The sequence below is a fragment of the Streptomyces sp. CC208A genome (genome assembly GCF_030010625.1).
Classification (GTDB): domain Bacteria; phylum Actinomycetota; class Actinomycetes; order Streptomycetales; family Streptomycetaceae; genus Streptomyces.
Map to the genome: position 1 here is coordinate 42,498 of NZ_JASCXN010000028.1, position 12,400 is coordinate 54,897.

Consider the following 12,400-nt stretch of genomic DNA (forward strand, 5'->3'; position numbering starts at 1 on the left):
GCGCGCCTGGTCTCACCGTAGCGCCGATGCCCCGGGCGTTCCTGCCGACCCGGGGAGGGGGACGGTGATCACGGGGCAGGCGGCGTGGTGCAGCAGGCCGTGGACCGTGGAGCCGAGCCGCAGGCCGGTGCGGCCCCCGTGGCCCCTGCGTCCGACGACCACCGCGAGCGCCTCCCGGGAGGCGTGGGTGAGTTCCTCGACGGGGTGACCGCGTACGACGGCGTGCTCCACGTCGACGTCCGGGTGGCGGTCCGCGCAGTCGGCGAGCGCCGCGGCGAGCGGTCCGCGGCGCTCGTCCGGCCCGTCGGTCCCGTCGCCGTGGGCCGCCCGGGGCCGCACCCGGACCGCCACGAGCCGTGCGCCGCGCAGGCTCGCCTCCGCCGCGGCGAAGGCGACGGCGGCCCGGCAGTCCGGGCCGTGGTCCACGCCGACGACGATCAGCGGCGGGTGGACGGTCGTGTGCTCCGGTGCGCGGACCACGACGACCGGGCAGTCGGCGCGGGCCGTCAGCGGGACGGCCACCGAGGCCTCGCCGAGGAGCTCGGCGGCCCTGCCGAGCCTGCGCGAGCCGACCACCGCGAGCGCGGCGCCCGGTGTCCTGTCGCGCAGCACGGTGGCGGGGCTCCCGTCGACGAGCTCCGTCGCGGTCCGCAGGCCGTCGTGCAGTTCCCGTACGAGATCCTCCGCGGTGGCGAGCGCCGACTGCGCCCGGGTCCGCAGGGAGCTCCGACGGGTGGCCGTGGCGTACGGGAGCCGGGCGTGGAGCGGGGGGACGGCGGTGACCAGGCGGAGCCGGGCGCCTCTTCGTCCGGCTTCGTCGGCGGCCCAGACGAGGGCGGGGACGGAGAGTTCGCGGGGGTCGATGCCGACCAGGACGTCGTTCATGGCTCCTCGTCCCGCGGGACGGGGGCGGCGGGGGCGAAGGCGGCGGGGACGAGTTCCACCGGGCAGTGGGCGTGGTGGATCAGGGCGTGGGCGACGCGGCCCAGGGCCGGTCCGACGCCGAGGGGGCGGCGGCCGCGGCCCATCACGAGCAGGTCGGTGCGGGCGCTCGTCCCGATCAGGGTTCCGGGGGTGCTCGTGCCGGTCTCCACGTGGTGGCCGACGGTCAGCCGGGGGTAGACCTCGCGCACCCGCTCGGCGAGGTCCTTCGCCTCGTGGACGCGCTGCCGGGCGATCCCGTCGAGGTCGTCGAGCATGGTGGCGACCCTGCCGACGTGGGTGAGCACGTTCCACACGACCACGATGTGCAGGGCCGCCGCGCGGGCGTCCGCCTCGGCGGCGGCGAGCAGCAGCCATCCCAGGTCCGTGGCGCCGTGCACGGCCGCGGTGACCGAGCCCGTCGCGGGGCGCTCGCCCTCCCCGCGTACGACGATCACGGGCACCTCGGCCCTGGCCGCCACGCCGAGCCCCACCGAGCCGAGCATGAGGGCCGAGAAACCGCCGTGCCCGCGGCTGCCCACGACGATCGTGCCGCGGTCGCCGGCGGCGTCCCGGAGGCCGGCGACCGGTTCCTGGCGGCTGAGTTCCTTGGTGACGAGGAGGCGGGGGCGCTGTTCGTGGACCGCGTCCGCCGTCCTGGTCAGCAGGGCGCGGCCGGCTTCGCGTACCGCCTGTATCGTCTCGGCGTCGGTCCAGTAGGCGCGCCGGTCGGTGTCGGCGGCGTGCACGAGGCGCAGGGAGCGGCCCCGGCGGTCCGCCTCTTCGGCCGCCCAGAGCGCGGCCGTGTGCGCGGAGGGGGACCCGTCGACTCCGACGACGACGTCGCCGAGCTCCGGCCGGGCGAGGATCTCGCTGTTCATGGTTCTCCCTCCGGGATCGGGGCCCGCCCGTCACGCCCCGGGCGCGGGCGGCGTGCCGGGGGCGCCCTGCACCTGGATGCGCCGTCCCGTGACCCGGCTCGGGGTGAGGACGACGACGGTGTCGCGTCCGTCGCCGATCCACGACGCCGAGTACGCGACGTCCTTGAGCCGCCGGGCCGTGGCCCGGTCCGCGATCCGGCGTGCGGGGCCGACGAGGAGGACGCTCCAGCCCTGGCTGAAGGCCTCGTCGACGCGGTCCTGCTCGAAGGCGATCGCGCGGCCGGAGTCCGCCGCCTTCGCGAGCGGTGTGTCCTCCGCCGTCACGAACAGCACGTCTCCGTCCGTGATCTGGTAGTTGACGGGGTAGATCTCGGGTCCTTCGTCCGCGGTGACGGCGACGCGGCCGACGCCGTGGTCGTCGAGCAGCTCCCAGCATTCCGGCTCGTCGATCTCCTCCATGCGGGCGGAGCCGGCGGCCCGGCCGGTTCCGGGCGCGATGTCGGCGGTGTAGCCGGTCAGGTCCTGGACGGTCGTCTCCAGGGCGTTGGCGAGCCGGACCAGGAACTCGGTGCCGGGGCTGGGCAGGTGGTTCTCCAGGAGTTCGATGTAGCCCGGCGTGGATCCGGCCCGTTCGGCCACCTCCTCGCGGGACAGGCCGAGCCGGGTGCGCCTGGCCTCGACGCGGCGGCCGAGGTCGCTCATGTGGTGGCGGGTGGCGGCGTTCATCACTGGTCTCCCTCCGAGGGGGCCGGGCGGTGCCGGGGGACGACGGCGACCGGGCACGAGGCGTGGTGCAGGGCGCGGTGGGCGACCCTGCCGAGTTCCAGGCCGACCAGGCGGTCCTGGCGACGCGCCCCGACGACCAGCAGGTCGGCGGTGGCGGAGCGCTCGGTCAGCACACGGTGGGCGGGGCCCTCGACCGTGGTTCTGTGCAGCCGGACCCCTGGGTGCTCCCCCGCCGTCGCTTCCAGGGCCTCGTCGAGGAGTTCCGAGGCCCGGTGCTCGAAGGCCGAGGCGGGCCCGCCGCTCAGGAGGGGGTGGTCGACCGGTTCGTGGGCGGGCCGCCGCCAGGCGCTGACGACCTCGAGCTCCGCTTCCCGGGCCGCCGCCTCGCGGAAGGCGAAGCCGACGGCGGGCGCGTCCACGTCGTGGTCGCCGATGCCCAGCAGGACCTTCCGGCGGCGGGCCTCCAGGGCGTCGCCGTCCCCCCGGACGACGACGACCGGGCCGTGGGACCGGGCGGCCACGACGAGGCCGACGGATCCGAGCAGGAGGTCCGCCAGTTCGCCCCGGCCCCGGGATCCGACGACCAGGACCGTCGCCTTCCGCCCCTCCCGGAGCAGTGCGCTCGCCGCGTCCTCGGCGAGCGCGTCCGTGGTGAGCGGGAGACCGGGTGCGCGGTGCCGGGCCCGGTCCGCGGCCGTCCTGAGGATGTCGTCGGCGAGGGCCTGGCCCCAGGGCCGGTCCGCCGTCCTGGCCGGGGCGACGCCCTCGTACCGCTCCCACAGCGAGGCGTACACGATACGGAGCGGGTGCCCGTGCCGTACCGCTTCGTCGACCGCCCAGTCCAGGGCCGTGACACTGGCGTCGGAACCGTCGACGCCCACCACCACGGGGCCTCCCGTCACGGGCGTTTCCATCGTCCCCACCGCCTTCCGACGACCGGGTGGCGCGCTGTCACGCTCACATCGGACTCCTTCCTTCACCCTGCGGGGAAGCCCGGCCGGTCTCCTAGGGGCCCATCGGGCCCGGAAGGGGACCGTTCGGCACTCCTGGCGGGAGCACCGGCGTCGGCAGGGTGGGATCCGCGGGGGCCGGCTCCACGGCTGGGCCGCTGGGCCGGGGTGTCCGTGTCCGGAAGGAGTGGGCGATGCGTCATCGCAGGATCGGCGAGCTGATGACCCGCGAGGTGGTGAGCGTCCGCGGCGACGCGCCGTTCAAGGAGATCGTGCGGGTGCTGTCGGGACACCGGGTCACCGCCGTGCCGGTGGTGGACGGGGAGCGGCGGGTGATCGGGGTCGTGTCGGAGGGCGACCTGCTGCGGAAGACCACCGACCGGGTCGCCGTTCCCGGGGACCTGCCGGCCGTGCCGGGGGTCGAGGCGTGGGAGCGGGCGAAGGCGGAGGGCACGCGCGCGGAGGAGCTGATGTCGGCACCGCCGGTGTGCGCGCGTCCCGAGTGGACCGTGGTGGAGGCGGCACGCCTCATGGAGGTGCAGGGCGTCAAGCGGCTCGTCGTGGTCGACGACGAGGACCGGCCGGTCGGCGTCGTGAGCCGCCGGGACCTGCTGGGGATCTTCCTCCGCGAGGACGACGACATCCGCCGCGAGATCGTCGAGGACGTCCTCGGCGGCACGCTCGGCCTCGATCCGTCCGGGGTGACCGTCGAGGTGCGGGACGGCCGGGTGGAGCTCGGCGGCAGGGTGCCGTACCGGGGCATGATCCCGGTGATCGAGCGCCTGTGCGCGACGGTCGACGGAGTCGTCTCGGTCTCCCGCACCCGCCTCGGCCACGAGGACGACCTCCCGCCGGGCGGGGGAAGGACCTGAGGCGTGGCGTGGCGTGGTGACGTGGTGGTCGGGCCGATCGGCGCCGGACCGGTTCACTCCGCCGGTCCGCCGCGCGGCTCCCCGCTCCGCAGCGCGTTCAGGCGCCTGCGGTACTCCTCCTCGTCGATCTCGCCGCGGGCCAGCCGCTCGCCGAGGATCTGCTCGGGCGCCGTGGGACCCTGGCGCGGGGGGCGTTCCGTGGCCCGGTCCAGGGTGCGGAAGACCAGGACGACGGCGGTGATGAGGAGGCCCCAGAAGAGGACCATCCCGGCCGTCATGGCGAACCAGCCCCAGCCGTTCATGCCGTTGCCGTACCAGAACATCATGTCCGCTCACGCTCCCGGCGGCCGGACCGGTGGGCGGGCCGTCCCCGCCCGGTCGGGCCTGTACGTCCCACGGTGCCCCGGCCGGGGCGCGGCGCACAGGGCCTACCGGCCCCTCCGGGGGGCCGGTCAGGGGCCGGAGGGGTCGAGCTGCCCGGCGATGCCGTCGGCCCACTCCTCGATCGCGGCCCAGTCCCGGTGGTCTCCGTAACGGCCGCCGAGCAGGCGGAACAGCACGGCGCCCTTGCGGTCGAGGTGCTCGCGCCGGATCACTCCCGAGAAGCGCCGGTGTTCCCGGGGACGGACGAGGTCGACGAGGGCGGCGATCCGCGGCTGCACGGAGCGTTCGGCGCGTCGGCGCAGGGGTCCGGGCAGGGCGGCGGACATGCCGACGCTGAACATCCACACCGGTTGGCCGCGCAGTCGCTCGGCACCGTTCCGGACGGCGGCTTCCGCCACCGGCAGCCAGGCCCCGTCGTGGACCGCGCTGCCCATCACCAGCGCGTCGGCCGGCGGGAGGTCCTGCGCGTCGGGGGCCGTGCGCAGCGCCCGGACGTCGGCCTCGTGGCCGTGCGCGGTCAGGCGGGCGCCGATGCGTTCGGCGATCTCCCGCGTGGAGTGGTGCTCGGAGGCGTACAGGATCCGCACGGAGGCCATGGCGTTCCCTTCGGGCCGGTTCAGCTCGGGGAGGGGGTGGTGTAGCGGTCGGGGTCCGCGTCGAAGGCGGCGGCGCAGTGGGCGGAGCAGAAGTGGAGGGGGCCGGTCGGGCCGTCCCGGTGTTCGGGGGCGGTGGCGGGGTCGACCTCCATGCCGCACACCGGGTCGACGGCCGTCTCCCGCGCACCGGCGCCGCTTTCGGCCCGGTCGGCCCGGTCGGCCGCCGTCTCGACCTCCGGCCGTGCCCGCTCCACCGGGGCCTCCGGGAGGGGCGGGGGTCGCCAGCGGCGCAGCCGGGAGGCGTTGGTGACGACGGACAGGGAGGACAGGGCCATGGCGGCGGCCGCGATGATCGGGCTGAGGCGGACGCCCCACAGGGGGTAGAGGGCGCCGGCGGCGACGGGGACGCCGACGGCGTTGTAGACGAGGGCGAAGAACAGGTTCTGCTTGATGTTGCGCAGGGTGGCGCGGGAGAGCCGGATCGCGGTGACGACTCCGGTGAGGGAACCGGAGATGAGGGTGATGTCGGCGGCCTCGATGGCGACGTCGGTGCCGGTGCCGATCGCGAGGCCCACGTCGGCCTGGGCGAGGGCGGGTGCGTCGTTGATGCCGTCGCCGACCATGCCGACGGTGTGGCCCTCGGTCTGGAGCCGGCGGATCTCGTCGGCCTTGTGCTCGGGCAGCACCTCGGCCAGGACCCGGGTGATGCCGACCTGTTCGGCGATGGCGGCGGCGGTACGGGCGTTGTCGCCGGTGATCATGACCACGTCGACGCCCAGGTGGCGGAGGGCCGCGACGGCCTGGGCCGAGTCGTCCTTGAGGGGGTCGGCGACGGCGAGCACCCCGGCCGGGCGGCCGTCGACCGCGGCGAGGACGGGGGTCCTGCCCGCTGCGGACAGTTCGGCGGCGACGGGGTCGAGGAGGGTGGTGTCGACGCCGGCGTCGTGCAGGAGGCGGGCGGCGCCGACCAGGACGATGTGGTGGTCGGCCCGGGCGCGGACGCCCTTGCCGGTGACCGACTCGAAGCCGGTCGCGGTGGGCGGGCGGACGCCGCGGTCGCGGGCGCCGGCGACGATCGCCCGGCCGAGGGGGTGTTCGCTGTCGGCCTCGACGGCGGCGGCCAGGCGCAGGAGTTCGGTCCCGGTGGTGCCGTCGGCGGGTCGTACGTCGGTGAGGGCGGGCCGTCCGGCGGTGACGGTGCCGGTCTTGTCGAGGACGACCGTGTCGAGTGCGTGGGCGGTCTCCAGGGCTTCGGCGGAGCGGATGAGGATGCCGGCTCTGGCTCCCTTGCCGGTGCCGATCATCACCGACAGCGGGGTGGCGAGGCCGAGGGCGCAGGGGCAGGCGATGATCAGGACGGCGACGGCGGAGACCAGGGCGAGGGTGAGCGCGGGGGACGGCCCGATGGTGTACCAGAGGGCGAAGGTCGCGATCGCGACGGCGATGACGGCCGGGACGAAGTAGGTGGAGATGGCGTCGGCGAGGCGCTGGATCGGCGCCTTCGAGGCCTGTGCGGCCCGTACGAGACGGATGATCTGGGCGAGCGTCGTGTCGGCGCCGATCCTGGTGGCGCGTACCCGCAGGGAGCCGGTGGTGTTGACGGTGGCACCGACGACGGAGTCCCCCGCGTGCTTGGTCACCGGCATCGGCTCGCCGGTGACCATCGACTCGTCCACGGCGGACGAGCCGGACAGCACCTCGGCGTCGACGGGGATCTTCTCCCCCGGGCGGATCACGAGCTCGTCGCCGACGGCCACCTCGCCGATGGGGATCTCCGTCTCGGTGCCGTCGCGGACGACGCGTGCGGTGCGGGCCTGGAGGCCGATCAGGGCGCGGATGGCCTCGCCGGTGCCGGCCTTCGCCCGGGCCTCCAGGAGACGCCCGAGCAGGATCAGGGTGAGGATGACGCCGACGGCCTCGAAGTAGACCTCCCGCACGTCCTCGGGAAGCAGGCCGGGGGCGAGGGTGACGAAGAGGCTGAAGCCGTACGCGGCGCTCGTGCCCAGGGTGATCAGGGAGTTCATGTCCGCCGAGCGGTGCCGGAGCGCCGCCCAGCCGATGGAGTGCACCGGCCATCCCGTGTACACCATCACGGGGGTGACGAGAGCCAGCTGGAACCAGTGGTTCAGCATCCAGCCGGGCACCTGGTCCGCGCCGAACAGTTCGTGCGCCATCACGGCGAACAGGACGGGCGCGGTGAGCACCGCGCCGACCGTGACCCGGCGGGTGAGGTCCTTGATCTCCGCCTGTCGCTCGGCGGTGTCCGCGTCCTCCTCGGCGGCGGCGTCCTCGTGCGGCTCGGCGGTCGCCGGCGCGGTCGGGGACGGGGGCGGGGGTTCGCCGGTTCCGTCGGCGGGTTCGACCACCAGCGTGCCGTGGATCATGTTCATGCCGCAGGCGAACCCGAAGGTTCCCGGCCGGCCGGGGTCGAGCCGTACGGTCGTCCGGGTGTGGGCGGGCAGTCCCGCCCCGACCCTGAGGTCGGGGAAGACGACCCTCGACGTGCACTCACCGGCCTCCTGCCGGTCGAACACGAGCTCGACCGGCGTTCCCTCACGCACCTTGATCAGGCTCGGGCTGTAGCCGCCCCGCACGGTCACGTCGACCCGTTGCACCCCGCCTTCCAGGCGGGCGGTGCCGGCCTTGCGGGGGCCGAAGAAGTACCGGCCGAGCAGGGCGATCAGTCCCGCGGCGACGACGATGACGACCACGTCCGCACCGGTCATGGGGGCTCGCCTCCTCCCGTGCGCCCGCCCTTCCACCTTCGCGCACGGCGCCCGCCCCGGCCACCACGTCCCCGGGCCGGCTCGCGGGGGGGTGCGGTCACACGGCGGAGGAGTTGCCGTAGTAGGCGTCCGGGCCGTGCTTGCGGGTGAAGTGGCGGTCGAGGAGGTGCCGCGGGGGTTCGACCGGGCCCAGGGCGATGGTGTGGAGGGCCATCTCGGCCACCGCCTCGCAGATGACGGCGTGCTCCAGGGACGTGGTGGCGTCGGGGCCCCAGGTGAAGGGGCCGTGGTGGGCGACCAGGGCACCGGGGACCTCCCTGGCCCGGGTGTCGTCGCGGTCCAGCAGGTCCACGATGACCTGGCCGGTGTTGTACTCGTAGTCCGTGGCGCACTGCTGGGGGGTGAGGGCCTCGGTGACGGGGACGGGGCCGTTGAAGGTGTCGGCGTGGGTCGTGCCGAGCACCGGGATCGGGCGCCGGGCCTGGGCGAAGGCGACGGCGTGGGTGGAGTGGGTGTGGGTCACGCCGCCGATGGAGGGGAAGGCGAGGTAGAGGCTGCGGTGGGTCTCCGTGTCGGTGGACGGGCGCAGACGGCCGTCGACGACGCTCCCGTCGGACAGGGAGACGACGACCAGGTCCTCCTCGGTCAGCACGTCGTAGGCCACCCCGGAGGGCTTGATGACGAAGACGCCGGCCTCCCGGTCCACACCGCTCACATTGCCCCAGGTGAGTGTGGCGAGCCCGGCTCGGGGGATGCGGAGGTTGGCCTCCAGGACCTCGCTGCGCAGCTTCTCGGAAACGGTCGTGCTCACGGAGGACTCCGTCCTGGTCGGGGTGGCGGCGGGGGCCGCGGAGGTGTTCACAGGCTCTGGGCCAGACGGTGGTAGGCCTGGTTCCAGCGCAGCTCGCGCGTGAAGCGCCGGACGGTGGTGTCCTCGTCGATGACGGCGAGTTCGGTCCGCAGCATCTCGGCGAGGTCGTCGAGCTCCTCGCCGCCGAGGGCGGTGGTCAGGACGGTGTGGTGCGGTGCCCCGGCCGTCAGCCATGCCTCGGTGGAGGTACGCAGGTCGGGACGGGGGCGCCAGACGGCGCGGGCGACGGGGAGCCGGGGCAGCGGCTCGGGCGGGGCGACGACGTCGATGTGGTTGGCGACGAGGCGGAACCTGTCGCCCATGTCGGCGAGGCCGACGACGACGGCCGGGCCGGGGTCCGCGTCGAAGACGAGGCGGACCGGGTCCTCGCGTCCGCCGATGCCGAGCGGGTGGATCTCGCAGGCGGGCACGGCCGTCGTGAGGGAGGGGCAGACCTCCAGCATGTGGGCGCCGAGGATGAGCTCCTGACCGGGCGTCAGGTCGTAGGTGTAGTCCTCCATGAAGGAGGTGCCGCCGGGCAGGCCGTGGGCCATCGTCTTCAGGGTGCGCAGCAGGGTGGCGGTCTTCCAGTCCCCTTCGCCGCCGAAGCCGTAGCCGTCCGCCATCAGGCGCTGCACGGCGAGGCCGGGCAGCTGGCGCAGGCCGCCGAGGTCCTCGAAGTTGGTGGTGAAGGCGCGGAAGCCGCCCTCCGTGAGGAAGGCGCGCAGGCCGGCCTCGATGCGTGCGGCGTAGCGCAGGGAGTCGTGGCGCTCGCCGCCGGGCCGCAGCTCGGGGGCGAGGGCGTAGAGGTCCTGGTACTCCTTGACGAGGGCGGTGACGGTGGCGTCGGGGACGGCGTCGACCGCGGCGACGAGGTCGTTGACGCCGTAGGTGTTGACGGAGACCCCGAACCGCAGCTGTGCCTCGACCTTGTCGCCCTCGGTGACGGCGACGTCGCGCATGTTGTCGCCGAAGCGGGCGAGCCGGAGGGTGGTCAGTTCGGAGCGGCCGAGGGCGGCGCGGGCCCAGCCGGCGATGCGGCCTGTGACCCCGGGGGTGGAGACGTGGCCGGCCACGGTCTTGCGCGGGACGCCGAGGCGGGTCTGGACGAAGCCGAACTCGCGGTCGCCGTGGGCGGCCTGGTTCAGGTTCATGAAGTCCATGTCGATGGTGGACCAGGGCAGTGCGCGGTTGGCCTGGGTGTGCAGGTGCAGCAGCGGCTTGCTCAGGGCGTCGAGGCCCGCGATCCACATCTTGGCCGGGGAGAAGGTGTGCATCCAGGCGATCAGGCCGACGCAGCGGTCGTCGGCGTTGGCCTCCAGGCAGACCGCGCGGATGGCAGCCGCGTCGGTGAGGACCGGCTTCCACACGAGGCGGGCGGGTATCCGGCCCTGGTCGGAGAGGGTCTCGCAGAGGGCGCGGGACTGGTCGGCGACCTGGGCGAGGGTGTCCTCGCCGTAGAGGGCCTGGCTGCCGGTGAGGAACCAGATCTCGCGGTCGGTCTTGGCGGGCGTCATGTCGGGTGTGCTCCTCGGAAGGTACGGGGGCGGGAGGGCGGGCCGGTGGGGGCGGGTCCCATGGGGGCGGACCGGTGCGGCCGGGGAGGCGGGCCGGTCAGGTGGTAAAGGCACGGCCGGTCCGACGGTGCCGGAGGCGCGGCCGGGGAGGCGGGCCGGTCAGGTGGCGGGGGTGGAGGTCCGGGCGGTGTTGCGGATCCTCCGCAGGCGGTGCAGGAGGAGGTCCGTACCGGTGCCGAAGTGCTCGTGCAGGGCGCGGTACTCGGCGAACAGCGCGTCGTAGGCGTCCGCCCGGGCGGGGTCGGGCAGGTAGGCGTGGCGCCGGACGCTGCCCATGGCGGAGGCGGCGGCACGGACGTCGGGGTGGGCGCCCGCGGCGACGGCGGCGTGGATGGCCGAGCCGAGCGCCGGTCCCTGTTCGGAGGTGCTGAGGGAGACGGGGCGGCGGAGCACGTCGGCGTGGATCTGCATGAGCAGCGCGTTCTTCTTCAGGCCGCCGGTGACGATGAACTCCTCGACGGGGATCCCGCCGTCCTCGAAGGCCTCGACGATCATCCGGGTGCCGTAGGCGGTGGATTCGAGCAGGGCCCGGTAGACGTCCTCGGGCCGGGTGTCGAGGGTGAGTCCCGCGACGACTCCGGAGAGGTGGTGGTCGACGAGGGGGGAACGGTTGCCGTTCATCCAGTCCAGGGCGACCAGGCCGTGCGCGCCGACCGGCTGGTCGGCGGCCTTGCGGGTCAGGAGCTGGTGGAGGTCCTCGCCGGATGCCTCCGCCTCGGCGCGGTAGTGGTCCGGGACGCCCTGCCGGAGCCACCAGGCGAAGATGTCGCCGACCGCGCTCTGTCCGGCCTCGTAGCCGTAGGCGCCCTCGACGATGCCGCCGTCGACGACTCCGCAGATGCCGGGGATCTCGGCGAGGGCGGCGCCGTTGAGGACGTGGCAGGTGGAGGTGCCCATGATGGCGAGCATCCGGCCGTTCTCGACGGCGCCCGCCGCGGGCGCGGCCACGTGGGCGTCGACGTTGCCGGCGGCGACGGCGATGCCCTCGGGCAGGCCGGTCCACTGAGCGGCCTGGCCGCTCAGTGGACCGACGCGGGAGCCGAGGGGTGACAGCGGGTGTTCCAGGCGTGTGGCGGGGAAGTCGGCGAAGTCCGGGTGGAGTCGGGCGAGGAAGTCGGGCGAGGGGTAGGCGCCGTCCTGGTGGATGCCCTTGTAGCCGGCGGTGCAGGTGTTGCGGGACTCGGTGCCGGTCAGCTGCCAGACGATCCAGTCGGCCGCCTCGATCCAGCGGGCGCAGGCGGCGTAGACGGCGGGGTCCTCCTCCAGGACCTGCAGGGCCTTGGCGTACTGCCACTCGGCGGAGATCCTGCCGCCGTACCGTGCGATCCACTTCTCGCCGCGGGCGTGGGCGAGGGCGTTGATGCGGTCGGCCTGTTCCTGGGCCGCGTGGTGCTTCCACAGTTTGGGCCAGGCGTGCGGGCGGTCGGCCCACTCGGGCGTGAGGGCGAGCGGGGTGCCGTCGGGGGTGGTCGGCAGGACCGTGCAGGCGGTGAAGTCGGTGGCGATGCCGATGACGCGGGCGGGGTCGGTCCCGGCGGCGGCGAGGGCCTCCGGGACGGCGGTGCGCAGGACCTCGCGCCAGTCCTCGGGGTGCTGCAGGGCCCAGTCGGGAGGGAGGGGGGCGCCGGTGGTGGGGAGGCGGTCCTCGATGACGGCGTGGCGGTACGCGTGGACCGCCGAGCCGAGTTCGGCTCCGTCCCGGACCCTGACCACGACGGCGCGTCCGGAGAGGGTGCCGAAGTCGACTCCGATGGTGCAGGCCTCGGGGTGGTGAGGGGCTGCGGGGCCGGAAAGGGCGTGTGGGGTCACGGTGCGGTCTCTCTCGTCGGGGGCGGGGCCGGAGGAGCACCCTGATTGTTAACGCTCACAATTGGGTTGGACAAGGGTTCCGGACAGTTCTGCGGCACCTGCGGGAAA

The 12,400-nt window shown here is 74.5% G+C and carries 11 protein-coding genes; 1 reads left to right on the forward strand and 10 read right to left on the reverse strand.

The features are described 5' to 3' along the window. Nucleotides 1-12 precede the first annotated feature (12 nt). From QK442_RS26405 to QK442_RS26420, 4 genes are read right to left on the reverse strand one after another with little or no spacing between them, the layout of a single operon-like run. Complete coding sequence (locus tag QK442_RS26405) at nucleotides 13-885, reverse strand: universal stress protein (RefSeq protein ID WP_282696566.1); 873 nt, start codon at nucleotides 883-885, stop codon at nucleotides 13-15. Beyond that, nucleotides 882-1,802, reverse strand: a complete 921-nt coding sequence (locus QK442_RS26410; RefSeq protein ID WP_282696567.1) for a universal stress protein — start codon at nucleotides 1,800-1,802, stop codon at nucleotides 882-884. The genes QK442_RS26405 and QK442_RS26410 overlap by 4 nt, the downstream gene beginning before the upstream one ends. 30 nt (nucleotides 1,803-1,832) lie before the next feature. Further along, entirely contained in the window at nucleotides 1,833-2,528 is a 696-nt protein-coding gene (locus QK442_RS26415; RefSeq protein ID WP_282696568.1) for a pyridoxamine 5'-phosphate oxidase family protein, read from the reverse strand. Then, nucleotides 2,528-3,442, reverse strand: a complete 915-nt coding sequence (locus tag QK442_RS26420; protein WP_282696569.1) for a universal stress protein — start codon at nucleotides 3,440-3,442, stop codon at nucleotides 2,528-2,530. Before QK442_RS26420 ends, QK442_RS26415 begins: the two co-directional genes overlap by 1 nt. 230 nt (nucleotides 3,443-3,672) lie before the next feature. On the opposite strand from QK442_RS26420, the gene QK442_RS26425 reads away from it, so the two are divergent. Continuing rightward, complete coding sequence (locus QK442_RS26425) at nucleotides 3,673-4,350, forward strand: CBS domain-containing protein (protein ID WP_282696570.1); 678 nt, start codon at nucleotides 3,673-3,675, stop codon at nucleotides 4,348-4,350. Nucleotides 4,351-4,403: 53 nt separating this feature from the next. Here QK442_RS26425 and QK442_RS26430 read toward each other — a convergent pair whose 3' ends face one another. The 6 genes from QK442_RS26430 to araB all read right to left on the reverse strand — a co-directional run bounded on the left by QK442_RS26430 (nucleotide 4,404) and on the right by araB (nucleotide 12,292). After that, nucleotides 4,404-4,676 (reverse strand): SHOCT domain-containing protein, encoded by a 273-nt coding sequence (locus tag QK442_RS26430; RefSeq protein WP_282696571.1) that lies wholly within the window; start codon nucleotides 4,674-4,676, stop codon nucleotides 4,404-4,406. Nucleotides 4,677-4,802: 126 nt separating this feature from the next. Next, the gene (locus QK442_RS26435; protein WP_282696572.1) at nucleotides 4,803-5,330 is read right to left on the reverse strand and encodes a flavodoxin domain-containing protein; all 528 of its coding nucleotides are present in this window, start codon (nucleotides 5,328-5,330) and stop codon (nucleotides 4,803-4,805) included. 20 nt (nucleotides 5,331-5,350) lie between these two features. Further along, nucleotides 5,351-8,056, reverse strand: a complete 2,706-nt coding sequence (locus tag QK442_RS26440; protein ID WP_282696573.1) for a heavy metal translocating P-type ATPase — start codon at nucleotides 8,054-8,056, stop codon at nucleotides 5,351-5,353. 97 nt (nucleotides 8,057-8,153) lie between these two features. Then, the gene (gene araD, locus QK442_RS26445; protein ID WP_282696574.1) at nucleotides 8,154-8,867 is read right to left on the reverse strand and encodes an L-ribulose-5-phosphate 4-epimerase AraD; all 714 of its coding nucleotides are present in this window, start codon (nucleotides 8,865-8,867) and stop codon (nucleotides 8,154-8,156) included. 47 nt (nucleotides 8,868-8,914) lie between these two features. Further along, nucleotides 8,915-10,423 (reverse strand): L-arabinose isomerase, encoded by a 1,509-nt coding sequence (gene araA, locus QK442_RS26450; RefSeq protein WP_282696575.1) that lies wholly within the window; start codon nucleotides 10,421-10,423, stop codon nucleotides 8,915-8,917. Nucleotides 10,424-10,582: 159 nt separating this feature from the next. Continuing rightward, nucleotides 10,583-12,292, reverse strand: a complete 1,710-nt coding sequence (araB, locus tag QK442_RS26455) for a ribulokinase (protein WP_282696576.1) — start codon at nucleotides 12,290-12,292, stop codon at nucleotides 10,583-10,585. Nucleotides 12,293-12,400 lie beyond the last annotated feature (108 nt).

Excerpts from the sequence above, each read along its gene's own strand:
- QK442_RS26415 (WP_282696568.1), bottom strand. The coding sequence starts at position 2,528 with ATGAACGCCGCCACCCGCCACCACATGAGCGACCTCGGCCGCCGCGTC.
- QK442_RS26435 (WP_282696572.1), bottom strand. The coding sequence starts at position 5,330 with ATGGCCTCCGTGCGGATCCTGTACGCCTCCGAGCACCACTCCACGCGG.
- QK442_RS26440 (WP_282696573.1), bottom strand. The coding sequence starts at position 8,056 with ATGACCGGTGCGGACGTGGTCGTCATCGTCGTCGCCGCGGGACTGATC.
- QK442_RS26410 (WP_282696567.1), bottom strand. The coding sequence starts at position 1,802 with ATGAACAGCGAGATCCTCGCCCGGCCGGAGCTCGGCGACGTCGTCGTC.
- QK442_RS26430 (WP_282696571.1), bottom strand. The coding sequence starts at position 4,676 with ATGATGTTCTGGTACGGCAACGGCATGAACGGCTGGGGCTGGTTCGCC.
- QK442_RS26425 (WP_282696570.1), top strand. The coding sequence starts at position 3,673 with ATGCGTCATCGCAGGATCGGCGAGCTGATGACCCGCGAGGTGGTGAGC.
- QK442_RS26420 (WP_282696569.1), bottom strand. The coding sequence starts at position 3,442 with ATGGAAACGCCCGTGACGGGAGGCCCCGTGGTGGTGGGCGTCGACGGT.
- QK442_RS26405 (WP_282696566.1), bottom strand. The coding sequence starts at position 885 with ATGAACGACGTCCTGGTCGGCATCGACCCCCGCGAACTCTCCGTCCCC.
- araA (WP_282696575.1), bottom strand. The coding sequence starts at position 10,423 with ATGACGCCCGCCAAGACCGACCGCGAGATCTGGTTCCTCACCGGCAGC.